The 25380-nt window shown below is 23.4% G+C and carries 20 protein-coding genes; 9 read left to right on the top strand and 11 right to left on the bottom strand.

Going from position 1 to position 25380, the window contains the following annotated elements; genetic code table 11:
- Positions 1-10 precede the first annotated feature (10 nt).
- Complete coding sequence (locus tag EV215_RS00970) at positions 11-745, top strand: HAD family hydrolase (protein WP_371682575.1); 735 nt, start codon at positions 11-13, stop codon at positions 743-745.
- A 50-nt stretch (positions 746-795) separates the two neighbouring features.
- On the opposite strand, the gene nfo is transcribed toward EV215_RS00970, so the two are convergent.
- Positions 796-1659, bottom strand: a complete 864-nt coding sequence (gene nfo / locus EV215_RS00965; RefSeq protein ID WP_134112006.1) for a deoxyribonuclease IV — start codon at positions 1657-1659, stop codon at positions 796-798.
- 147 nt (positions 1660-1806) lie between these two features.
- Here nfo and EV215_RS00960 point away from each other — a divergent pair, with 147 nt between their 5' ends.
- From EV215_RS00960 to EV215_RS00950, 3 genes are all read left to right on the top strand, one after another.
- Positions 1807-3558, top strand: a complete 1752-nt coding sequence (locus EV215_RS00960) for a M3 family oligoendopeptidase (protein ID WP_134112004.1) — start codon at positions 1807-1809, stop codon at positions 3556-3558.
- A 118-nt stretch (positions 3559-3676) separates the two neighbouring features.
- Positions 3677-5584 (top strand): methyl-accepting chemotaxis protein, encoded by a 1908-nt coding sequence (locus tag EV215_RS00955; RefSeq protein ID WP_134112002.1) that lies wholly within the window; start codon positions 3677-3679, stop codon positions 5582-5584.
- A 150-nt stretch (positions 5585-5734) separates the two neighbouring features.
- The gene (locus EV215_RS00950) at positions 5735-6565 is read left to right on the top strand and encodes a hypothetical protein (RefSeq protein ID WP_134112000.1); all 831 of its coding nucleotides are present in this window, start codon (positions 5735-5737) and stop codon (positions 6563-6565) included.
- A gap of 64 nt (positions 6566-6629) precedes the next feature.
- Here the strand turns inward: EV215_RS00950 and EV215_RS00945 are convergent, their stop codons facing one another.
- From EV215_RS00945 to EV215_RS00920, 6 genes are all read right to left on the bottom strand, one after another.
- Positions 6630-7886 carry a methyl-accepting chemotaxis protein gene (locus EV215_RS00945; RefSeq protein WP_134111999.1) on the bottom strand — a complete coding sequence of 419 codons (1257 nt, stop codon included), beginning with the start codon at positions 7884-7886 and terminating at the stop codon, positions 6630-6632.
- A gap of 148 nt (positions 7887-8034) precedes the next feature.
- A complete protein-coding gene (locus EV215_RS00940) occupies positions 8035-10641 on the bottom strand; it encodes an FAD-dependent oxidoreductase (RefSeq protein ID WP_134111997.1) in 2607 nt (868 codons plus the stop codon).
- 198 nt (positions 10642-10839) lie between these two features.
- Positions 10840-11592 carry an HI0074 family nucleotidyltransferase substrate-binding subunit gene (locus EV215_RS00935; RefSeq protein WP_134111995.1) on the bottom strand — a complete coding sequence of 251 codons (753 nt, stop codon included), beginning with the start codon at positions 11590-11592 and terminating at the stop codon, positions 10840-10842.
- A gap of 152 nt (positions 11593-11744) precedes the next feature.
- The gene (locus EV215_RS00930) at positions 11745-12869 is read right to left on the bottom strand and encodes a helix-turn-helix domain-containing protein (RefSeq protein WP_134111994.1); all 1125 of its coding nucleotides are present in this window, start codon (positions 12867-12869) and stop codon (positions 11745-11747) included.
- A 122-nt stretch (positions 12870-12991) separates the two neighbouring features.
- Entirely contained in the window at positions 12992-13330 is a 339-nt protein-coding gene (locus tag EV215_RS00925; RefSeq protein ID WP_134111992.1) for a hypothetical protein, read from the bottom strand.
- Between the two features lie 19 nt (positions 13331-13349).
- Positions 13350-13589, bottom strand: a complete 240-nt coding sequence (locus EV215_RS00920) for a hypothetical protein (protein ID WP_134111990.1) — start codon at positions 13587-13589, stop codon at positions 13350-13352.
- 121 nt (positions 13590-13710) lie between these two features.
- Here EV215_RS00920 and EV215_RS00915 point away from each other — a divergent pair, with 121 nt between their 5' ends.
- Both EV215_RS00915 and EV215_RS00910 read left to right on the top strand, forming a co-directional pair.
- A complete protein-coding gene (locus EV215_RS00915; protein ID WP_166667297.1) occupies positions 13711-14715 on the top strand; it encodes an alpha/beta hydrolase in 1005 nt (334 codons plus the stop codon).
- Positions 14716-14746: 31 nt separating this feature from the next.
- Entirely contained in the window at positions 14747-15820 is a 1074-nt protein-coding gene (locus EV215_RS00910; RefSeq protein ID WP_134111987.1) for a hypothetical protein, read from the top strand.
- Between the two features lie 4 nt (positions 15821-15824).
- Here the strand turns inward: EV215_RS00910 and hydE are convergent, their stop codons facing one another.
- On the bottom strand, positions 15825-16913 hold the full coding sequence (gene hydE / locus EV215_RS00905) for a [FeFe] hydrogenase H-cluster radical SAM maturase HydE (RefSeq protein ID WP_134111985.1): 1089 nt from the start codon (positions 16911-16913) through the stop codon (positions 15825-15827).
- Positions 16914-17142: 229 nt separating this feature from the next.
- Here hydE and EV215_RS00900 point away from each other — a divergent pair, with 229 nt between their 5' ends.
- The gene (locus EV215_RS00900; RefSeq protein WP_134111984.1) at positions 17143-18402 is read left to right on the top strand and encodes a helix-turn-helix domain-containing protein; all 1260 of its coding nucleotides are present in this window, start codon (positions 17143-17145) and stop codon (positions 18400-18402) included.
- Between the two features lie 192 nt (positions 18403-18594).
- Here EV215_RS00900 and EV215_RS00895 read toward each other — a convergent pair whose 3' ends face one another.
- From EV215_RS00895 to EV215_RS00885, 3 genes are all read right to left on the bottom strand, one after another.
- Entirely contained in the window at positions 18595-20295 is a 1701-nt protein-coding gene (locus tag EV215_RS00895; RefSeq protein WP_134111982.1) for an oleate hydratase, read from the bottom strand.
- A gap of 254 nt (positions 20296-20549) precedes the next feature.
- A complete protein-coding gene (locus tag EV215_RS00890) occupies positions 20550-21113 on the bottom strand; it encodes a TetR/AcrR family transcriptional regulator (RefSeq protein ID WP_134111980.1) in 564 nt (187 codons plus the stop codon).
- 397 nt (positions 21114-21510) lie between these two features.
- The gene (locus tag EV215_RS00885) at positions 21511-23490 is read right to left on the bottom strand and encodes an amylo-alpha-1,6-glucosidase (protein ID WP_134111978.1); all 1980 of its coding nucleotides are present in this window, start codon (positions 23488-23490) and stop codon (positions 21511-21513) included.
- Between the two features lie 187 nt (positions 23491-23677).
- Here EV215_RS00885 and EV215_RS00880 point away from each other — a divergent pair, with 187 nt between their 5' ends.
- The gene (locus EV215_RS00880) at positions 23678-24301 is read left to right on the top strand and encodes a TetR/AcrR family transcriptional regulator (protein ID WP_134111976.1); all 624 of its coding nucleotides are present in this window, start codon (positions 23678-23680) and stop codon (positions 24299-24301) included.
- 84 nt (positions 24302-24385) lie between these two features.
- Entirely contained in the window at positions 24386-25342 is a 957-nt protein-coding gene (locus tag EV215_RS00875) for a hypothetical protein (RefSeq protein ID WP_134111974.1), read from the top strand.
- Positions 25343-25380 lie beyond the last annotated feature (38 nt).

The raw sequence follows: 25380 nt of genomic DNA, 5'->3' as shown, positions 1-25380 counted from the left end.
GATGAGCATAATGATAGCAGCATTCTTTGATATAGACGGTACTTTGTATAGAGATTCTCTTATGGTAGAACATTTTAAAAAATTAATAAGATATGAAGTTGTTGATCCTATTGTATGGCATGGGAACAAAAAAAATTTTCATGATTGGGATAAAAGGCAAGGAAACTATGATGATTATTTATTAAAATTAGCTACTATTTATATTGAATCAATGAAAGGCTTAAATAAAAATCATGTTGAATTTATTTCAGATCAAGTTATTAGACTAAAAGGTGAAAGAGTTTATAGATTTACAAGAGATCGAATAAAATGGCATATGGAAAATGGACATAAAGTTATTTTTATCTCTGGAAGTCCTGATTTTCTAGTATCTAAAATGGCAAAAAAATATAAAGTAGATGATTATTGTGGTAGTATTTATCATGTTGATAAAAACAATATCTTTACTGGTGAAGTTACACCAATGTGGGATTCTGAAAGTAAACAAAAAGCAATTTATAATTTTGTAGAAAAATATAATATTGATTTATCAAACTCTTATGCTTATGGTGATACTAATGGCGATATCACAATGTTTAAATCTGTTGGAAAACCTATAGCTATTAATCCTGCAAAAGAATTACTAAATGGAATCCGAAAAGATAAAAAGCTAAGTGAAAAAATAAAAATAATAGTAGAACGAAAAGATATCATGTATGTACTCGATTCAACTGTTAAAACTTTTAATAATAATGAGGAATTATAAAAACCTATACAATATTTGTATAGGTTTTTTATCTAAATAATATATTAATTTTAGTTTTCAATTAAAGAATATAAATATTCAATCTCTTCTTTCCATATACTATTATCTATAGTTTCTAAAATTATTGGAATATTTTGCATTCTAGTATCATTCATAAATAACTTAAAGAATTTTTTGCCTAAAAATCCTTTTCCTATACTATGATGTCTATCTTTTTTACTTGCAAACTCTGTTTTTGAATCATTTAAATGGATTCCTTTTAAATACTTAAATCCCACTATTTTTTCAAATTCATTCATAGTCTTATTATATGATTCGTCATCTCTTAAATCATACCCTGCTACAAATGTGTGACAAGTATCAAGGCATACACCTATTCTATTTTTATCTTTTATTTTTTCAATAATATAGGCTAAATGCTCAAATTTATACCCTAAATTACTTCCTTGTCCTGCTGTATTTTCAAGTACTACTATTACATCTTTTGTTTTACTATGAGATATATTAATACTTTCAGCTATTAAATCGAGACATTCTTCTTCTGATATCTCTTTTAAATGACTTCCTGGATGTGTATTTACGTATAATAATCCTAATTGATAAGCTCTCTCTAACTCATCAATAAAAGCATTTAATGATTTTTCTCTTTTCTCTTTATTAGGATTCCCTAAATTTATCAAATAACTATCATGTGGTAAAATATATTTAGGATTAAAATTATATTTCACCAAATTTTCTTTAAATTTTTTTATATTTTTTTCATCTAAGGGTTTTGAATCCCATCTTCTTTGATTTTTAGTAAATAATGCAAATGCTTTTGCACCTATATCATTTGCATTAATCGGAGCTTTTTCTATTCCTCCGCTAACACTTACATGTGCTCCAATAAAAATATTATCTCTTGTATTTTTCATAATTCACCTCTAATTATTTTATATTTTATATTATATCATATTTGTAATGAGTTTAAAAGTGTATTTTAAAAAATGATTTTGATTTGTAGTAATTTATTTATTTGTGCTATAATATTTATAATATAAATACAAAATTAGGAGGGATTTATGCATAATTGGAATTTAGATATTTTATATACATCTTTTAATAATGAAGAATTTAAAAATGACTTTAATTATTTAATTGAAAAAAAAAGTTATTTTAAAAATTTCTTTAATCAAAATAATATTAATTTATTAGAAAAATTTTTAGAAGAATATTCTGAGTACTTTTCAAAATTTTTAAAAATTTATTATTTTTGCGAATTAAAATTAAGTACAAATGTAAATGATAGTGACGCTATGGAATATTTAGAAAAAATTGAAAACTTTAATACTAATATTACTGAAATAGAAGTTAATTTAAAAAAATATTTAAAAAATTTAGATAATTTAGATGATATAATCAATTCAAGAAATTATTTAAAAGAGTTTAAATTCTATTTAAGTGAACAAAAACAATTATCTAAACATTTATTAAGTGATAATGAAGAACTTTTATTAGAAAAAATGAAAAATACAGGTTCAAAATACTGGACAAAACTTCAAGAAAATCTTACCGCTAATCTTTTAGTAAATATAGAAATAAATGGTAAACAAAAACAATTACCTCTTTCGTCTATTAGAAATCTTGCTTATGATAAAGATTCTACTATAAGAAAAAAGGCATATTTTGCTGAAATAGAATCATACAAGAATATAGAATCTCCTGTTTCTTTTGCATTAAACGCTATAAAAGGTGAAGCTATTTTAGAAGCTAAAATGAGAGGCTATAATTCTTTATTAGAAAAAACTCTTATTCAGTCAAGAGTAAGTAAATCTACGTTAAATATAATGTTTGAAACTATTCAAGAAAATTTAAAATATTTTGAAAAATATTTATTAAAAAAAGCTAAAATTTTAGGGCATCAAAACAGTCTTCCTTTTTATGATTTATTTGCTCCCATTGGAAATATTGATAAAAAATATACTATAGAAGAAGCAAAAGACTTTATTATAACAAATTTTAATAAATTTAGTTCTTCTCTTAGTAACTATGCAAAAAAAGCTTTTGATAATAATTGGGTAGATTTTTTACCAGCTCAAGGAAAAAGAGGTGGTGCTTTTTGTTTAAATATTCATTCTGAAAAAGAAAGTAGAATAATGTTAAATTTTAGTGGTAGCTTTAATGATGTCTCTACTTTAGCTCATGAATTAGGGCACGGATACCATGGTGAAGCAATTAAAAATCAACATCTGTTTAATAGTAATTATACTATGCCTATTGCTGAAACTGCTTCTATTTTTTGCGAAACAATTGTAAAAAATGCAATTTTAAAAAATGCTTCAGATGATGAAAAATTATTTATTTTAGAACAAGATCTTACACATAATACTCAAATTATAGTTGATATTTACTCTAGATTTTTATTTGAAGATTCTTTTATAAAAGAAAGAGAAAAAGGTTCACTATCTTTAGAAAAAATAAATAATCTAATGTTAGAAGCACAAAAAAAAGCATATGGAAAAGGCCTCGACAAAAATTATTTACACAAATATATGTGGATATGTAAACCTCACTATTATTCTGCTGAAGTAAATTACTATAATTTCCCTTATACTTTTGGTTTACTTTTTGCAAAAGGATTATATAAGTTATATTTAGAAGATAAAAATAAATTTATAAAAAAATATGATATTCTTTTATCTATAACTGGAAAAAATAATATTGAAGATATTATGAACTCAATAAATATTGATATTACAAAAAAAGAATTTTGGCAAGGCGCTTTAGATATAATTATAAATGATATTGAAAAATTTAATTCAATTATAAAATAATTTTTTATTGTATTTCAAATAAAAAAGTTGTATAATTTTAAATAGAGATGTATATAAATAGTTAAATTTTTTTCTTTTAGTACATTTAAGAGATGGTAAATAAAGGAGTGAAGCAGTTATGAAGTTAACAACAAAATTAAAAGGTGGTTTTGCTATTATTATTTTATCGCTATTTTTATTACTTGGTATTTTTAATAATACAGCTTCAAGTTTTTCTGAGAAAGCTGAAAATATTGCAAGTAGTGTAGAACAAATAAAACAAAATAATGGTAAAATGGTTCTTGCTCAAATAGCCCAAACAAGGCTTACTAATGATTATTTAAAGAATATTTTTTTACTAGGAAAATCTAAAAATATTTTTTTAGTACAAAAATATCAAACTAATGCCATTAATGGTATCGATTCTTTTGAAAGAGGTTTTTCAAGTATTGATACTTCTAATGGAAATGGTGTTTCTCCTATATTAGATAAACTGAGAACTCATACAAAAAATTATTCTAATTTAATAAAAGAAAAATTAAAAAAAGAGATTCAAATAAAAAAATTATCCACTAGTATTTCTGATATTTCTAAAAATAGTGATAAGATCCAAAAATTAAATAAAGAAATTGAACAACTTAATTATGATATTAATAATATTTTTGAAAGAAAAATACTAGTAGAATTTGATAATGTTGGTTTTGTTTTAAAACCATTTATTGATTCTACTCAACTTCAAAATACTATGTCAATTAATAATATTAAAAAAGTTACTGAAGAAACAGAAAAACATATAAAATCTAGTTCTATTAATAATATTATTATTATTCTAGGAATAATAGCTTTACTTACTCTACTTTCTATTAATATTACTAATAATATTAATAGCTTTTTAAATAAATTAATAGCTATGACTGAAAAACTTTCACAATTAGATTTAAATATTGATTTTAATGAATTAGGTCAAAAAGAAAAAAAATCTAAAAAAATTAAAAAGTCTAATTCTAATAAAAAATCTAAAAATAATAATAAAAAACAAAAATCTAAAAAAATTAAAGAAAACTATGAAATGAAAATAATTAGAACATCTTTTGAAAAAATGATAGCTGCTTTTAAAGAAACTATTCAAGAAGTTAGTAATTCTTCAAAACATACAAAAGATGAAGCAAATAAAATATCTGATACAATACTGAGAAGTAGCTCTTCATCAGAAGAAATATCTGCTAGTGTTTCCGAAATAACAGGAAACGTTAATAATTCTGTTAAAAAACTTCAAGAAATGGCTAAAAATGCAAATTCTATAGCTGAAAATTCTGAAAATATGCTTCATGAATTTAATAATATAAAATCTGAAAATGAATCAATGTTACAAAAATCTCTCGAAGAAAAGTCTACTATAAAAAGTGCTACTGAAAAAATTAATGTTATTACACATGAAATTGAAGATAATATAAATGAAGTAGAAACTTTAAAATCATTATCAAATGAGATACAAGAATTTGTAAATAAAATTTATGCTATTACAGAACAAACAAATTTATTAGCACTAAATGCAGCAATAGAAGCAGCTAGAGCTGGAGAAGCTGGTAAAGGTTTTGCTGTAGTTGCTGACGAAATTAGAAAACTTGCTGGAAATAGTAAAATGATGGCAGAAGAAATAGAAAATAAAGTTAATAATGTTTCTGAAAAAATTGATATTACTGTAAATAATTCAAATAAATCAAGAGAAAAAATGTCTGATATGACTAATGAAATAAAAAGAATCGAAAATATATTTGAACAAGTTATGGATGTCCTCTCAAATGCTGTATCATCTATAGATATGGTTTATGATAACACTAGAAAGCAAACTGATGAAGTAATAGAATTAAGTACTACTTCTAATGAAATAAAAAGCGTATTTGAAGATATTTCTTCAAGTATTGAAGAAATAAATTATGCCATGACAGAAACAAGTACTTCTATAAATGATCTTGTTATTGTAGCTGAAAATCTAGCCCAAAATTCAGATACTGTAAATAATGAAATCAATAAATTTAAATTTTAATTTAAGTCCTCATTATGAGGACTTATTTTTTCTATAGTTTTTGTAAAAAATTTCGAATATAATATTAATAGAAAAACTTTAAATATTATTTTTAAAGTTAAAATTCTATAATTAATTATTTATAAAAATATATATAGAAAGGAGAAAAATATGAAAAAATTAATTCTATTATTAATATTAATAATTTCTACTCTCTCTTATGCTTTTACTAAAGAAGATCTTGGTATAGGCGTAGGAATAAGTACTGGTGGTTATCAATTAAAGGGGATATATACATTTAATGATTTTTTTAGCTCATCATTAGAATATAATAATTTTACACTTAATAATTTTACAACTGGGGACTTGACTGGTAACTTAAAAATATCTGCTCTTAAAGCTAATGCTCATTTTCATCCATTTGCAGGAGGATTTAGATTAACTGGTGGTTATACATACAATTTAAGTGATATTAATTTTAAAATGAATAATATTTCTTATGATTATGGTGGGTCTTCTCCCGCAATTATGAACGGAACTGTCAATACTGATTTTGGAAAATACTTACCATATATAGGTTTAGGTTGGGGATATCAATACGGAGATTTTCTTAGTTTAGACTGGGAAATAGGATTACAATTTGTAAAAAAAATATCAGGAGCTAATACATTTGATATAAATGCTACTGTTGATAGCACAACTGCTAATGATATAGTTACCAAGATAGACGACGGTGCTAATGACCTTTTAACTACTGATCAAGAAACTGAATTAAAAGCTTTACTTCAATCTGATTTATTTGACTTACAAAACAAATTAAACGAATATGGTGTTACTCCACCAAGTGATTTTACTTTACCTGATTCTAATACTGTTATAGGTGATTTAGAAAATCAAATAGATACTATGGTAAACAGTACTGGACTTGGGTTTATTCAAGATTTATTAGGATATGCGCCTCTTCCATTTTTTTCATTTGGATTTACAGTCTTTTTATGGTAAATCGTGAATCCTAAATATAAAAAGGACTCTAGGTTTTTAAATCCTAAAGTCCTTTTTATATAATTTATTTTTTTAATTCCTTTAATTCTTCTTTAAAATTTTCTAGCTCTTTTATTATATCTTTTATTTCTATAAGTTTTGTCGCGAGCATATCTGATACTTCTTCTGTTACTTCTAAATTAAACATTCCTTTTGATTCTATCTCTGTAGCACTTTCACTAATACTATTTATTGCTTTGCTTATTTCTTCCGTTGCATTCATTTGTTCTTCTGTTGCATAAGTTATTTCTTCTATTTTTGCATTTGTTTTTTCTGTTATTTCAAGTATTTTATTTATTTGCTCATTAACAACAGTATTTACTTCAAGTCCTTCTGTAACATTTTTAGATACATCATCATTTGCTATTTTAGTATCCATTACTTTATTTTGTATATCAAATATAATTGATTCTATTTTTTTTGTTTCTTCATTTGTTTGCTCTGCTAATTTTCTTATCTCTTCTGCTACTACACTAAATCCTCTTCCTGCTTCTCCAGCTCTAGCTGCTTCTATTGCTGCATTTAGCGCTAATAAATTTGTTTTTTCTGATATTGAATTTATAGCAATAATAATATTTCCTATATTTTCTGATAGTACAGTTAATTCTTGAATTTTTACATTTGCATTCTCCACACTTTGATTAATCTGATTCATTTTATTTGATAAATTATCAATATTTTTTATACTTTCATTAGCTTGTTGTTTTGCTTCTGTTGATATATCTAATGAATATTTTGCATTTTCATTCATTGAGATAGCTGAAGCTGATACTTCTTCTATTCCTGCAAGTGATTCTTGAGTACTTGCAGTTTGATTTCTCATTTGATCCATAGTATCTTGTACTGCTTCTGTTAATTGTAATAATCCATTTTTTACACTTTCATTATTCCCCATAACAATCCCATCAAGATCTTGTTCTAATACATTATTTTTATCAAGAATTTTATCTATTCTCACAACAGAATTATCTATAACTTTATTCAATAATACAAAAAACTTAGAAAGCTTTTCTGCTAAAGCTGGATTAACTTTTTCTACTTCTGATAAATCCGTCTCCAAATTTCCTTCTGCGATATCTTTTAATACATTAAAAATTGTGTTTAATGCTCCAAGTCTTGGTAAAATAAACATAAATAGCATAATAAAAGATAAAATAAGTGGTATTATTATTACTGCTAAACTAAAAAGTAATAAGTTTCCTATAAGTTTTGAAGCTATTATAGATGTAATTGCTGTTATAATAATTGTAGATAGTACAATAAACATTGATATCTTTTTCATTCCATTACCTCTCCTTACTTATAATTTTAATCAATATAGTATAACTTTTTTTTATTTAATTGTCAATTTAATAGATTTGAATAATAATTAAAATTTTATTTTTTATAATAAAACATCAGTTAATCTAAATTAACTGATGTTTATTTAATTATTTATATAATTTTTTAGTTAGTTCTTTCATATCTGATTTTAATTTTATTCCTGATAATAAAGAGCCCGCAGCTGTTATATCTCCTATAAGTACTCCACCTACAAATTTATTATTTTCAAAATACGCTTTTTTATAAACTTTATTTATAGGATCGTTATATACTGATATTTGATAGTTTTTTTCTGGATCATTTCCTATATCTCCTATTGAAAATATCTCTGTATCTAATCCTGAAAATGTTACAGGTTGATTTTCTAATGTATACGTTAAATCATCTCCTACCGCATTTGCTCCTGCTACTTTACCTTGCTCAAGTGCTGTTTTCCATAATCCTTGTACTATCCCTTCAAATTCTGCTACATCTCCACAAGCATAAACATCTTTTACATTTGTTTCCATTTTATTATTAACTACTATTCCGTAATTTGTAATTATTCCTGATCTTTCTGCAAGCTCTTTGTTACATCTAATTCCAGCACTTATTATTACCATATCCACATTAATAGATTTTCCATTATCAAGTTCTATTCCTGTTACTTTTTCATTGCCGTTTATTTTTCTTACAAAGTGATTTTTATATAATTTTATTCCTCTATTTTTTATGATTTCTTCTAAAATAACTGAACCCTCTTCATCAAGCTGTTTTGGAAAAATTCTTGCTTCCATTTCTACTATAATTACCTCTTTTCCCATTTCAGCTATTTCTGATGCTACTTCTAATCCTAAAATTCCTCCACCAACTACAGCTATTTTATTTACTGTTTTTAGATTTTCTTTTATTCTATCTGCATCTACTTTTCCTCTAAGAGTATAAGTGCCTGGTTTTTCAACTCCTAAAATTGGTGGAATATTTGATCTACTTCCAGTAGCTATTATAAGTTTATCATATTTTCTTTTTGTAGAATCTCCTAAATAAATAGTTTTATTATTTGTATCTATTTTTTCTATTAATGTATTCAATGAAACTTTTATATTGTTTTTTATGTACCATGATTTTTCTTTTAAATAAAGCTCATCTAATGTAACATTATCACCTAAAAAATCTGATATACTTGGTCTATAATATGCATCGATAGAAGCTTTTGCTATTATTTCTATATTAGCATTTTTATTTCTCTCTCTAGCAGCTTCTGCAGCCGATATTCCAGCTGCTCCATTTCCTATGATAATAATATTTTCTTCTGCTTCGCTAGTTGTTAATACTGCTGATGTTTCTTCTATAACTTCAAATAATTCTTGTCCTACTCCACAAGCTGGACAAACCATAGGTGGAAGAACACCTTCAAATATTTCTCCACATACAAGACATCTCCATTTTTTTATTTCTCCACTTGGATTCAAAGTTTCTAAAAGTTCTATTTCTTCTTGTTTTCTAGGTGGTACTTGGCCTGTCGTTACATATTCTGCAAATTTTTTACCAAATTCTACAGCATTTAAAAGTTCATCTTTTGATGGTTTGAATTTTATTCTGTATGGATCAACTACATTCATTCTAAGTTGTTCAAATCTATCTATAATGTTTGGTACTCCTTCTCCACTCCATCCATAAGAACCAAATGCAGACGCTATTTTCCCACCATGTACAATAGGATTTAATGAAATAGCTATATCCCAAATAGGTGGAAGTGCATCGCCATTTATAGTAGATGTTCCTAACAATATCCCATCAGCCCAATATATTTCATTCATTATTGATTGCTTTAATTCTCCATAGTTTGCAATATTTATATTATATTTTTTTATATCAAAATCCCCAAAACTATTTATTCCTTCTATTATTTTTTCTGCAATTTCTTCGGTATATCCATATGCTGATACATAAGGAATTACTATTTTAGGTTTTTCATTTGAATTTGTTTCTATTGACCATTTTTTATAAATTTCTACTATTTCTAACGGATTTTTATCTAATACAGGCCCATGCCCAGTACATATCATATCAATATTAAAATCTTTTATTTTATCTATTGCCTCAAGTACATATTTTTTAAATGGTCCAAAAATAGCAGTATAATAATATAATAATGCTGACATATAGTCATCATGTTTTTCAGTTGGTATTTTTGAATATAATATTTGATCAAAACTGTAATGTGAACCAAATGAATCACATGTAAATAATAAATTGTCTTCTGGTACATAAGTATAAATAGAATCTGGCCAATGTAAAAATGGAGCTGAAATAAATTTAAGTGTTTTATTCCCAAGATTTAAAGTATCACCGTGCTCTACAACAATTGAATCTATTTCTCTATTACATATATCTGCTAAAAAATCTATAGCTGCTTGTGACCCAACTACTTTTGCATGTGGTATAAGTTCTAATAATTTTTCTACAGACCCTGCATGATCCGGCTCTGTATGATCTACTACTATATAATCAACTTTATTTAAATCACCTAATATACTTTTTAATTTTTCTACATATTTATCGAAAAATTTCACTTTAACTGTCTCAAAAATTGCTGTTTTTTCACTACCTTTTACTATATAAGAATTATAAGTAGTTCCAAACTGTGTTTCCATTATAATATCAAAAATTCTTAAATTTGGGTCAAAAGCTCCTACCCAATAAATATCTTTTTTTAATTCTAGAGATTTCATACTAAATCCTCCTATTTTTTTTATGATTTTATTCACATTAGATTTTATATTATTTACATATTTTATACCAAATTTGTAAACTTTAGTCAATGTTTTTTTTATAAATTTGTAATTATTACAAAAATAAATGCAATCTTATTATTTAAATAAAAAAACTCTTTAATATATTTTAACTTATACTAAAGAGCTTTTCAAAATTTATTTATTTTTTTTTATATTTAATAAACTATCCATTTTATTATAAAGCGAACTTAATAAATATATATAATTATCTCTTATACTGTAAAATATCTTAATTTTTATCTCACTATTTGATACATACATTATTTTATTTCTATCTAACAACATTTCTAACCATTTATCACCATTATCTATTATATCATTTTTATATCCCTGTTTTATACTTATTTTAGGATCATTACTTATATCTAATCCTTTGTATTCTAAATATGATTTTATAAGCCTCCATGCAAATTCATAACAAAGTTCAAATCTTTTTAAGATCCCATCTAATATAAGTGCATCATTTTGCGATTCTTTATATACCTCAATTCCTTGCTTTAATGAATCTATTGCTATATTAAAATTAGATAATTGTTTTAAAAGTTGTACTCTGTCAACAATAGCTTCCCCTTGTCTATTAGTTTTATAAATTATCTCTCCCTCTTTTTCGAGATATTCCCATAGCATTAGATTTTTTATTTTATCATTATCTATCACATCAAAAATAAGTATAGTATCAATTAATGATAAATCCTCTATAACTTTATAAATTATATTATCTCCACTTTCATTAAAAGTAATAGATAAATCAATATCTGAATTTTCTTTATAATCACCACGTACTCTTGAACCAAATATTTTTACTTGCTTTATTTGAGGATATTTTTTGAATACATCTATCATCTTATTATATACTGTTGTTTTTAATCCATATCGTTGACTATACATTTTACCACCTTTAATTATATTAAAAAATTTATTTATATATTTTAATTATCGGATAAATTTTATTCTTGTTTAAAATTATTTAATAAATTTTTATAATTCTTTTTATTTTTAATAATTTTATAAATTAAAATAGCGCAAAATAAGTTTTTACGCTATTTTAATACATAATCAACATTTTTTTCATTTTTATATAATTCAAATTTCTTCTTTTCTTTTAATATTAGATGAATTTCACTATCTTTAAAAAATATCTCTTTAAAAATTTTATAATTTAAATACTTTTCAAATTCTCTATTATTTAATTCGTTTAATATATAGTTTTCTTCTATAATTATATGTTCTTTAAAATATAAAAGTGCATATAATCCCAAATAATAAAATTCATTTTCTTTTAATCTTTCTAAAATATTTTTCAACTCAATTAAATATTTTTTTAAATTTTTATCTGAAATATAAAGGTTTGTTTTAATTTTAGCAATTAATTTTAAAATCATAATCTCCGAATTATTAATAATATCAAAATATGAATTTGCAAGGCTATAATTTTCTAAATGTAAATTGTAAATTCCTAAAATAAAAGATCGTATATCATCACTAGTTTCATAATAATTAATTAATTCTAATATATTATTTTTTTTTAATATTTCAAATAACAAAAAATAAAAATTAAGTGATTTTATAAACTTATCCGAAAAAAATTCTTTTTTATTTAAAATGAATTTTTTTAATGAACGAAAGCACTCTATATTATCAGTAAAAAAATTTATCTTTGCTAATTTAAAAAAACTATTTTCCACTTCTTCTATAATTTCTTTATTAGTAAAATCAATATGAAACGCTGTATTTAAAAAAAATTTTGCTTTTTCTAATTCATTATTTTTATAAAAACAATCTCCTAGTTTAACATTTAATTTAAATATGTTATTTGATAACTCTTTTCCAATTACAAAATTAATTATTTCTTCTATTTCATCACTTGATTTAATATTATCTATTTTTTTGAAATACATTAAAGCTTTTTCATCAATTTGCTCTTTTACTGTTTTAAGAAGTTCTTCCGGTTTTATTTCAAATAATTCATTTTTTAAAAAAATCAATTCATTTATTTTTTTACAAATAATAGCTGCCGTTCTCATTGTTAAATTAGCTCTATTGTTTTCTACCATACTAATAAAATTACGTGTTACTTCATCATTAGTTATTTCATGTTGTTTTAAACTATATTTTTTACGAATTTTTCTCAGTTTTTCTCCTGGTGTCAAAAATTCTTTATCCACATTCCCCTCCCTAAACCACACTAATATTTTTGTGAATAATTTTATATATTATTTATATCTTAATATATATTATAGCTCTTTTAACAGGGAATGTCTACGTAAGAATATTATTTACCTTTTTATTACTTATCTTTTTTAAATCCTTCACTTACTATTGTATCATATAAATTTTTTAATTTTCTTATTTTTAAAAATAGATGATTCACTTTTATAGTATCTGATTCAAAATAATCTTTTGCATAAATATCATGAAGTTCATCTACAACTTCTCTTAAAGCATATACTTGATTAATTTTATCTGTTCTATCTGCTTTTATTAATAGAATAATTTTATTTTTATTTTTATCATCAAAATAAAAACCACCATTTTCTTCATTTATATACCCATATTTTAATAATAAAGATAATTCATTATTTGTAACCTTGTATTTTTGAAAAGTTTTTTTGTTAATAATTTCCATTTTATCCTCCTAATATATTTTAATCTGAATAATAATAAGAACCATCATCTTCAATAATTAATGTTTCTATTTGATTTGATTTCTTATTAATATCTTTAACACTATCATTTCCCTCTAAGATAGTATCTTTTTGTGGTGTTAAAAAATGATTTGTTGTCGAAGTGTCAATATTTGGTTTTGATACTGATACATATTGAACTCTTTGACATCCACCAGATAAAACTATTATTATTATAAATAATATTTTTATGATTTTCAAGCTAAACACTCCTTTTTAAAATATTTTATATATTATATAATTATTTTCGGCAAATTTAAAGTATTTATATTTGTTTTTTTTTTTAATAGTGCTATAATTATATATGAAAGAGGTGAAAGTTATGAGATTAACAATAAATATAATTACTTATATTTTACTAAGTTATATTTTATATAAACTATATAGAAAACAAAAAATATTAAAAATATTAAAATTTAAAAATGTTGAAATGATTAACTATAAAGATTATTCTCATAAAAAAAGAAATAGTACTTTAACTGTTAAAAGACATCGAATAAAAAGTGATCTTGTATCAGAAGTTATGGATTATTTTGTTGTATTGCCAAATAATTATGATAATATGAAAACATATCCTGTTTTATTTTTTTTACACGGATTAGGAGATAGTGCTATTGATTGGATTGAAAAAGCTAAACTTTTAGAAACCTATGACTCTCTAATTAATAATAATAAAATAAAAGATATTATTCTTGTTTTACCGGAATCTGGTGCAAATGGCAGAAGCTGGTATACAAATTGGTATAATATTTCAAATAAAAAATATGAAGATTATTTTACTATAGAATTAATTAATGATATTCAAAAAAGATATAATATTGATACTCAAAATATGGGAATAACTGGATTTTCTATGGGTGGATATGGGGCTTATAAATTAGCTTTAAAGCATCTTGATAAATACAAAACTATTGCTAGTTTAGCTGGTGCTATTAATTTCCCTAGACTTTTTTCTAGACTTTTAAAAGGTTTTGGATTATTAAAACATCTTAAACTTAGTGATAAAAACAAAGAATTACGAAATTTAAGAAAAATTTTTGGGAAAAAAATTAGATATTCTAATAATGAAAATGTTTTTACTTTATTAAAAAGAAAAATGTCTGAAGATATGGAACTTGTAAAGTCTAAATATTTTTACTTGAGTGTTGGCGAATACGATAATAAAGGATATACTATGTTACTTCAATGGGAAGATATTGTTGAACATATGGAAAAATATAATTTTCATTATGAAGCTAGACTTGTAAAAGGAGAAGGTCATCGTTGGGAATATGTAGAAAAAGAGCTTGAAAGTGTTCTTTTATTTCATTCAAAATATTTTGACTAAACTATTTAATCATTATAAAAAAGGAGCAAAAATGGACTATATAGCTTTTTATATATCGAGTCATGGTTTTGGGCATCTTACTAGAAATGTTGCGATTATAAAAAATATTTTAGAGCTTTCTAAATATAATATCTATATTGCATGTGATAAACCACATCTTGATTTTGCAAAAAAATACTTAATAAATTATTCAAATAGAATTATCTATTCTGAATTTACTACTGACATTGGTCTTATAAACTATAAAAATTCATTAAAAATAAATATTTTAGAAACTAAAAAATCCTTAAATAATTTTATAAAAAATATTGACAATAAAATTAAAAACGAAGTCAAAAATTTAAGTCTATTAAACATAAAATTAATTATAAATGATATTACTTTAATAGGAATAGAAGTTGGAAAAAATCTAAATATTCCAATAATTCAAGCTTCTAATTTTACATGGTATCATCAATACAAATATCTTAATATTTCAGAAAATATAATCAATTTTTATAAAAACATTTATAAAAAAATAGATTATTATATCGAATATATTCCCTCTTTAGATCATAATTTTATAAATACAAATATTGATACCATAGGTTTTATTTCAAGAAAATTTAACACTCATAAAATAAAACAAATAAAAGAAAAATATAACAAAATAATTTTTATTAGCTGTGGAAAATCAGCTAATTTATCTAATTTAGTTGTTAAAAACTTTGACGGTACAGTTATTTATACCGACGGAATAGATGTTACTAACGAAGATGGAAATAGCTTAAAATTAAGCATTGATACTCTTGATACACATAATTATTTAGCAGCTAGTGATATAGCTATAATAAAATCAGGCTGGAGTAGTGTCGCGGAAGCTCTTATTTCTCATACAAAAACAATTGTTTTAAATAGAGATGTTTTAGAGGATAATTTTATTAGAAATTATCTTTTAAAATATAAATATGCTTCTTCTATCGATCTAAACACTATAAATATTATTGATTATAATGAAATAAAAAGACAAATATCAAATGATATATGTTTAGAAAATTTAAATAAAATAGAAAACGATTTGGATAAAATCACTAATTTAATCTTTAATTATATAAAAAAACTTTAGGAATTTATCCTAAAGTTTTTTGTTTATTATAAAAATGCGGTGAATCTCCCCATTCTCCATATACAATTTCATCGCCTACACTTTTTACTCTTCCTGCTAAACATCCTTTACATTCTTCTTTTGTGTCTTCTACACATGGTTTATTATCGTATAGTTGATATTTTGCTCTATGTTTTCCTATTGTAGTAATTGGCATAAGTATATTTGCACCTGCTTTTAATCCTTTTTCTCTCCCTAAAGGATCAAGCGCTTGAAGTGCAGTTGTTGCTGCTATATTAACATCTTTTAAAAATATTCTTGTTACAGCTATCATATTTAATCCGTATCTTACTCTGTCTTGAATCTCTTCTATACTATCTTCTTTACCTTGTCCCATAGGTGTATCTTTGTGAAGAGCATAAGGCCCCATTCCTATCATATCTATATCCATTTCCTTATAAAACAAGATATCATTTGCAAGATCTTCTACTGTTTGTCCTGGAAGTCCTATCATTACTCCTGTTCCCACTTGATATCCAATATTTCGAAGGTCTATTAAACATTGCTTTCTTGTATTAAAATCATGTAATTTGTCTTTTGGATGTAAGGAATTATATATTTCTTCATTAGAACTTTCTATTCTAAGAAGGTATCTATGTGCTCCTGCATCAAACCATCTTTTATATGTATCATATGATTGTTCACCAAGTGATAATGTAATCCCTAAGTTACCTATTTTTTTTATTTCTTTTATAATATCTTCTACAAATTCTGTAAACTCATCATCTTGTCTTTCACCAGATTGAAGAGCTATAGAACCATAACCATTTTCATATATCCATTTAGCTGTATCAAGTATTTCTTCTTTTGTCATATGAAATCTCTCTACACTTTTATTATCTCTTCTTATTCCACAATAATTACAATTTTTCACACAAATATTACTAAACTCAATAAGACCTCTATAATATACTTTATTGCCTATTGTTTCTAGTTTTATCTCATATGCTCTTTTGTGTAATTTTGATATATCTTCAGTATTTTTTAAATCTAACAAATATACTAATTCTTCTTTAGTTAAATCATCTTTTTTTAATATAGCATCTAAATTCATAACTCCTCCAAAATATTTATCAAAAATAAAGTTAACTTATTATATCAAGAATTATGTTTTTTTGCAAAAGAAAAGTTTATTTTAAGTTAATTTTAAATATTTTTTTCACATAATCTCCTTAATTAACTTTAGTTATTATGTAAATAATATCAAATTATAATTGCTTTTTTTTGAAATTTATCATATAATATTATGAGAAAAATTTATTTTAAGTTTTTAGGAGGTTTTTATGCAAGTATTATCCCCAGTCGAAAAAATTGTCAACTTAAGAAAAAAATACAAAATAAGTCAAAAAGACCTTTCAAAGGATAATATTGCACGTAGTTATTTAGCTATAATAGAGTCTCAAAAAAAAACTATTAGTCCTAGAGTAGCTGAAATTCTTACTCAAAACTTTAATAAAATTTTTAAAGAACGTGGGATTGATAAACAAATTACCGTTTCATATTTATTAGAAGATGAAGAAGAACAATTCGACAAAATATGCAATTCTTTATACCAGGCTGTTAACTCTAAAAATGTGTATGGAGTTTTAAAAAAAATAAAAAGTACAACACTAAAAACAACTCATTCTATTTATAAAATTTTATTGTTTAAAAAAACAGCTGATATATTGTTTTTATTAAATGACTTCGAAGAGTCATATAATTTATATGATTCTATTTTAATTGATAGTTTAAATCCTGAAATTAATATAGATTTTGAAGAGATCCTTTATAATACGCTCTATATAAATATTATTTTTAATAATTTTAATAGAAATATCGACTTAGAAAATCAGTTTTTTAGTTATATTCAATCATTAGAAAATTATAAAGAAAAAATATTTTATTTATTAGGTATCTCTCATAAAAATTTAAATACTATAAATTATGCTTTAAGATATTTTGAAGAATTAGAAAAAATAGAAACTGATACTGAAAAAATATTTGAATTAAAATTACTTTTAGCAGAATGTTATGAACTTGAAAAATATTTTGATAAAGCTAACTCTATTTATAGAGGTCTTTTATTAAAATATAAATCTATTTATAAAAAAAGTATTGTAAATTTAAAATTACTTATTTTATCAAAACAAATGAATGATATTCAAAAAGCTAGTCTTTATATAAGGAAATTAAAATCTTTTTTAAAAGAATTAAATACCAGTAGAAATAATGATAAATTAATATCAGAAATAGAATTTGAATTTATTGAAATATCTAAAATTCTTCCAAATAAAAAAATGGCTTTAAAATCTATTAAAAATATTTTACAAAATCAATTAGCATCAACTGAAAAAAAATATCTTTCTATTAAATCGGCTTTTTATTTTTTAGACAAAAATGATATTATTTTTGTAAATTTAATCGAAGAATTTTATTTTAAATTGATGAAAACAAAACCTAGACATGATATTGGATTTCTTTTTATTAATTACTATATAGAAAATGAATTTTTTGATTTAAGAGATCGATTTTTAAGAAAAATAAAAATGTATATATTTTAAAATGACTATTTTAAAATTTTAGTTTTTTTACATAAAATATACTATTATTATTTCCTTAATAAAGAATTCTCTTGTTTAAATTTAGAATTAAAAAAAACAGAAGTAACAATAAAGCTACTTCTGTTATAAAAATTTAAATTTTAAAAGATTTACATATATTCTAATTATTTATAAAATCTTATTAATCTAATTTTATATTAATCCTTCTAAAGATGTATTACTCAAAAGTTTTTTAATTATAAATTCTGCAGGAAGAGGTCTTCCGCTATATAAAGTTTTAGCTGCATTTGCAATTACTCTTATATCATACTGGCTTGAATATATTTCAGGAGGATTTTTTTTAAGGCCGAGTAAAGTATAAACAGCTATAATTGCTGATCGAATTGAATAATCTACAGTAAATACACAATCATTTTTAATTTCTGTATATTGACCTAAAAATGCCAAATTTTTACTCCCTGTTGGAACAACTTCTGGTCTATCTCCTTTTACACGAGGCATAAATTGACTTGTTATATACGGCATCATTACTGGAATTACTATTGATTCATTAATATATTCCTGCATATTTTCTTCGTCAATTCCAAAATGATATAATAATTCTTCTAGAAGTTCTTTCCCAGTGCAAGCGCTCATTTCCTTTTGAATAAAATTACCTTTTTTATCAGGGAACAAAGCATACGCCCATAATACAATTGTATCCTCAGGTTGATTTTTAAATTGTGGTTGTCTATTTACAGTTACACTTAATAACCAGTTTGAATCTTTAATTGTTATTATTCCACCTGTAACCGTTCTATTCTTAATAATTTTTCTTTCTGCAAATTTTTCTATTAATTCTTTCATTTTAGTACCTTTTGCAGTAATTGTATAAGATTCCCATTTGGTTTTGTCAATATCAGAACAAAATACCTCTGGTCTTCCAAATGAACTATCTTTTTTAGCTATATTTTTCCATAAACTCCAACATCCACCCTCACTTCTATCAAGAACAGGTGCAGTATTCATATTTCCAAGTGTTGAGTTTTCAGTCATAGAACCATTAGTAACAAACACTAAATCATTTTCTGTAGTTTTAATAACCTCATTATTATTATTACGCAATATATGAATTCCTTTTACAATTTTTTCATTTAAATTGATTTCTATATCTAAATCCACTACTTTTGTATTATTTTCAAAAACAACATTTTGTAATTCTAACCATTTTTTTAATGGCAAAATCATAGAATCGTATTGATTATATTTAGTAAATAATAATCCATCCATTTTAGTCATTCCAGGTATTAAATGTATAAATCTATGCATATAACGTTTCATTTCAACTACACTATGCCAATCTTCAAAGGCAAACATACTTCTCCAGTATAACCACATATCAGTTTCTAAAAATGATGCATCAAAAAACTCTTTAACTGTTAATTTCCCAAGTGCATCTTCAGTTGCTAAAAAAAGTTTAGTCAATTGTTTTACATGAATATCTTCTAATCCCAAACTTGAAAAGTCAAGCTTTTCACCACGATTGGCAATTACTCTACAATTAGAATAATTTGGATCAATATCATTTAACTCTTTAAATTCATCTAATACAGTTCGATGCGGTTCTTCAATAGACGGGATTTTACTAAATAAATCCCAAGTACATTCATAATGTTCTTCCATTTCTCGTCCGCCACGTGCTACATAACCTTCTTCTGGATTTCCAATACCATCCATTGCACCACCAAAAATATTACCTTGTTCTAAAATAGTGATTTTTTCTCCATTCATATGTCCATCATTTATTAAATAAGCTGCCGCTGCTAAAGAAGCAATTCCTCCACCAATTAAATAAGCTTTTTTACTTTCAATTCCTTCTGGTTTAAGTGTATTAATCTTTTGATAATTTCCCATAATATTTTCCTCCCTATATATATTATTTTAATTATTAATAACTTTTAATAATAGTTATTAATAATTAATTTATACTTGAATCCACAATATTTTTTATAAATTTATCAATTATTTTATATAATATATTTAATAATATATATACTTCATAAAATCTCATGAATCCAAGCTATAATAAATAATAATATTTTATGAGAAATAAATCAATAGACACCAGTTATCGTCTGTATAATTTTTAGACATTTATAACAAAATGTCTATTTTTTTTCATTTAAATGCTTTTCAATTATTTTTTTTATATCCCCTTCTACTAAATTATTAACCTCTTTTACAAGAACTTTTGGTTCTTCTATAAATCCATCTCGAATCCATGACAAAATAATTCCTGTAAGTCCATAGCTATAAAAGTTAGCTGTTATTTTTTTTGTAAAATCACTAATATTTTTCTCTTTAGCAACATCATTTATTACCGCAATTAATAAATCATTTGTGATATGAGAAAGAAATTGATTAAGATATTCTCGTCCAGAAGAATTCATACAACTTTTACAAAACACTTTATTTTCCCCAACAAATTCAAAAATTTTTAAATATGCGTCTTGCCAATTTTCATAATTAATTAAGTTTTTTATAGGTTCCACTGCTTCGGATTTAAAAATCCATTTAACTAATGAATAAATATCATGAAAATGATAATAAAATGTTTGTCTATTAACTCCACACTCTTTAGAAAGTTCTTTAATAGTAATTTCATCAAGATTTGAATTAATTAAAAGTTTTTTTAATGATTCACCCAAAGCTTTTTTTGTATTCAAAGGCATATTTTCCTCCTTAAAATTTTAATATTATGTTAAATTTTTTTATTTAAAAATTTTTTTAGAAATTTATAAAACTATTATTTATCTAACTGTCTGTAATATCTCACATATTAGTATTTATTCTTTAAAATTCACATTATTAATGCAACTATTAACATAAAAAATATTCCTAATTTAATCACCCTAAATTATTATTAATAGTATAACATAAATAAACTCAATATAGAAAATAAACTAAAAATAATTAATTCAAATAAAATAAAATGGTTGTATAATCTATAAAAATAACAGAAAACGATACCAATTATTTAATTATAATTGATATCGTTTTTGTTTTTTTAATATTTACTTAAAAAGAATTATTTAAATTATACTCCTAAAAGTTTTGCTATCTATAAAATTAGCACATCTCTTTTAAAGCTCTAAGAAGCTCTGATACTGACCAAGCTTGTGCAAAACATCCTCTAGCATTGTGTGGTTCGTCACCATCAAATATTTCTGATACTGAATTTATACATCCTTCTCTATAAAAATGTTCTATTAATCCATTTAATAACAATCTATTTTTTTCTTTATTATTATATATTTTATTATATGCTCCTACAAAATGACCCATTAACCACCCCCATACTGTTCCTTGATGATATTTACTGTCTCTTTCGTATAAATTTCCAAAATAAAAACCTTTAAATTCTATATTATCACTTGATAAAGACTTTAATCCTTTTGAAGTATATAACTTTTCAAGAACTGTATCTACTACTTTTTTTTCTTTATCTTTTGATAATAATGAATACGGCAAAGATACTACGAAAATCTGATTTGGTCTGATATCATCATTTTTACCTTCTTCACATATATAATCATATAAACAATTTTTTTCTTCATTCCAAAATATCTTTTCAAAATTATTTTTTACTAAGTTAGACAATTCTTTATACTCTTTATTATCCTCATTATATTTTTCTGCTAAATCTTCCATTAATTTTAATGCATTATACCATAATGCTGATATTTCAACTGCCATACCATATCTAGGTGTTACCGCCCAGCCTTTATATTTTACATCCATCCAAGTAAGATTATTATCTTTGCTTCCACCTGATATCATTCCATTCTCTTCCATATGTATATTATATCTTGTTCCAGATTTATAAAATTTTATTATATCTTTAAGAGTATTATAAATATTGTTTTTTACAAATTCATAATCATCTGTATACTCAAGATACTTGTATACAGCATAAAAATACCACATAGCTGCATCTATTGTATTATATTGAAGTTCATCTCCCTCTTTGTTTGGAAATAAGTTAGGCAACATTCCCTTATCACAATATTTTGCAAACGCTAAAAGAATAGCTTTTGCGTCATCATATCTGCCTGTTGAAAGAGTAAGCCCTGGAAGAGCTATCATTGTATCTCTTCCCCAATCACCAAACCATGGATAACCTGCAATAACTGTTTTCCCTCTAATCGAAGGTTTATTTACTATAAATTGATCACAAGCATACGCAATATCTCTAATTATTTCATTATCTTTTGATGCTATATTTTTTAATCTATTTACTCTATTTAATTCATCACTATACATTTTTTCTATATTAATATTATCTAATTTTTCAAAAGAAGCTACTATATAAAATGTATCACCTTCATTTAAAGTTATTTCACTATTTGCTATTTCATATGATGAGTCCAAATTATAATTTCCTCTTTCATTTAATTCTATATCGTATGCTATATTTTTTCTTACTGTCCCCTCAATTTTATTTCCATAAAAATCTTCATTATCTTTTCTATACTCTGATTTTTTTATATTGCCATTAGTATAAATATACATTTTATGATTATCAAACATTATTTCTAAATGATTATTTTTTGTATAAACATCATAATTATAATCTCTAAAAGGAATAATATGATCCGAATATCTATAATTAAAAAGCATATTTGTTTTTAATTTCAAATCTTTTTTAGCAGATAATAATAATTTATACTTTATTATTACAATATCTTTTTCATAAGGCATAAATAACTCTTTTTCAAGCAATGAACCATTTACCAAAAATATCCATTTCGGAAATGGTTTTACTTCAAATGATTGAATATATTTAAATCCTTCTTTAATAATAACCTTATTAGCATCTATTCTTTTAGAAGTAAACAAATCAATTCCATCAAAATTTTCTTCTATTTTATGTAATGTCATTTTTCTATCAAGAGGTATATCAAATGATTTTACCAATATTCCATGATAACTACGTGCTAAATTACCATTAATAGACCCACTCGAAAATGAACCGTTTCCATTCGTTAATAAATATTCTCTGTTAGTACCTAAATCATAATTTCCTAATATATCTCTACCTATTACCATTTTCAAAACTCCTCTTTGTAGTATATTTTTTACAACAATCTTAATATACTGTTTTTGTTTTTTATTGTCAAGAGCTAAATGTTTTATATTTTAATAAATAATTTTTCAAAACTAACTATTGACAAAAATTAAAAAAAAAGCTAATATTATACTAGACTGACGGTCAGTATAAAAAGAGGTGAGTTTTATGACAAAAAAAGATAAACTTTTTATAGCAGGTAAAAAACTTTTTAGCGAAAAAGGATATGAAAAAACTTCTATTGAAGAAATAATAAAAGAAGCAGCAGTAGCAAAAGGTACTTTTTATTATTATTTTAAAAGTAAAGAAGAATTTTTAGAAAAAATGTTTGACTATATATTTGATGAAGCAATTAAAAAATTAGAAATTATATCAATTAGAAAAGATATAGGTGCTACTAAAAAGCTTATTACTTTTCTAGGTGAAATGGTAAAAATGAAAACACAGGATAAAGAATTTACAGAAAAAATTGCTAGATATATTTTAGAAAAAAACTTTAATATATTAATATATAGATTCAAAGAAATTTATATGGAAAAACTTTCTCCGTATCTATTAAAAATTTTTATAGAAGGAAAAGAAACTGGAGAATTTGATATAGATAATCCAGAAATAACTCTTGGGCATTTTTTAAATTTGCTTACTTATGCAGGAGATCCAAAAAAAATGTTAAATAATCCCAATTATTTAAAAGAATTTGTATATACTAGACAAAGGTTAGTTGAAAAAGTTTTAGGATTAAAAAAAGGAACTATAAGAATTTTTGAAGAAATTTTCCAATTAAATATATAAAAACTTTTATTAATTTCACAGTAAAATAATATAGATTAGAGTTTTACTAAGAATTATTAAAAATCACGAAAGGAGAAATTATTAATGAAAAATATTAGTAAATTTTTATTATTTATATTAGTATCAAATTTAATATTTGCAATAGATTATACAACAGAATTAAATAGTAAATATAGTTACAATAATGAAGATATCTCTTATTATAATAGTGCAAAATTTGGAATAAAATTATATGAAAATGATTTATATACTGAAATAAGTTTTTTAGGAGAAAATTATGATACTAATAATGACTTGAAAGTTTATACAGCTTTTGCAGAAATATATCAAAATGATTTAACTTTAAGTATCGGAAAACAAAAAACTAATTGGGGCCTTGGAACATTATTTAATTTAACAAATATTTTTAATCAAGCAGATATTAAAAATCCAAAATCTGATAAAGAAGGAATAAATGGACTTGATATTAAATATAGACCTACTGGTATGTCAAAAATAGAAGGATTTTTATTTAAAAACAATTATAGTAATAAAAATATTGCTGTTAGATATATAAATTCTTTTAATAACATTGAATATAATTTAAATTATTTAGATTATAAATTATCTCTAAATAGAATAAAAGATATTATTGTTGAATTTAAAGGTGAAGACATAGTAGGATATTGGTCACAATTTAATTATAAAAAAATAAAAGATACAAGTACTAAAATAGCTACATTAGGAATCGATTATACATTTGATATTTTTGAAAAAAACTTATATATTGCTAATGAAATTATGAATAATTTTGATGAAGAAATAGTATTAAATTATACAAATTTTAGTTATTCATTAACTGATCTAATCACATATAATCAAACTTTTATATTTGATTTTAAAGGTGAAGAAAATGTTATACTCTCAAATCTATCTTATATTTTTAATGACTATACAACAATAGATATTACAAATTATAAATATAATAATATAAAAAATATTTTTAATACTACACAATCAATAAATGATAAATTGGAATTAGAATTCAAAATAAATTTTTAAAAATTTATAGCACTTATTAAAAAAAATAAATATTTTAA

The organism is Hypnocyclicus thermotrophus (assembly GCF_004365575.1).
GTDB lineage: Bacteria > Fusobacteriota > Fusobacteriia > Fusobacteriales > Fusobacteriaceae > Hypnocyclicus > Hypnocyclicus thermotrophus.
Note: the sequence above shows the minus strand (reverse complement) of the source record. Positions and strands in the feature narration are given on the sequence as shown.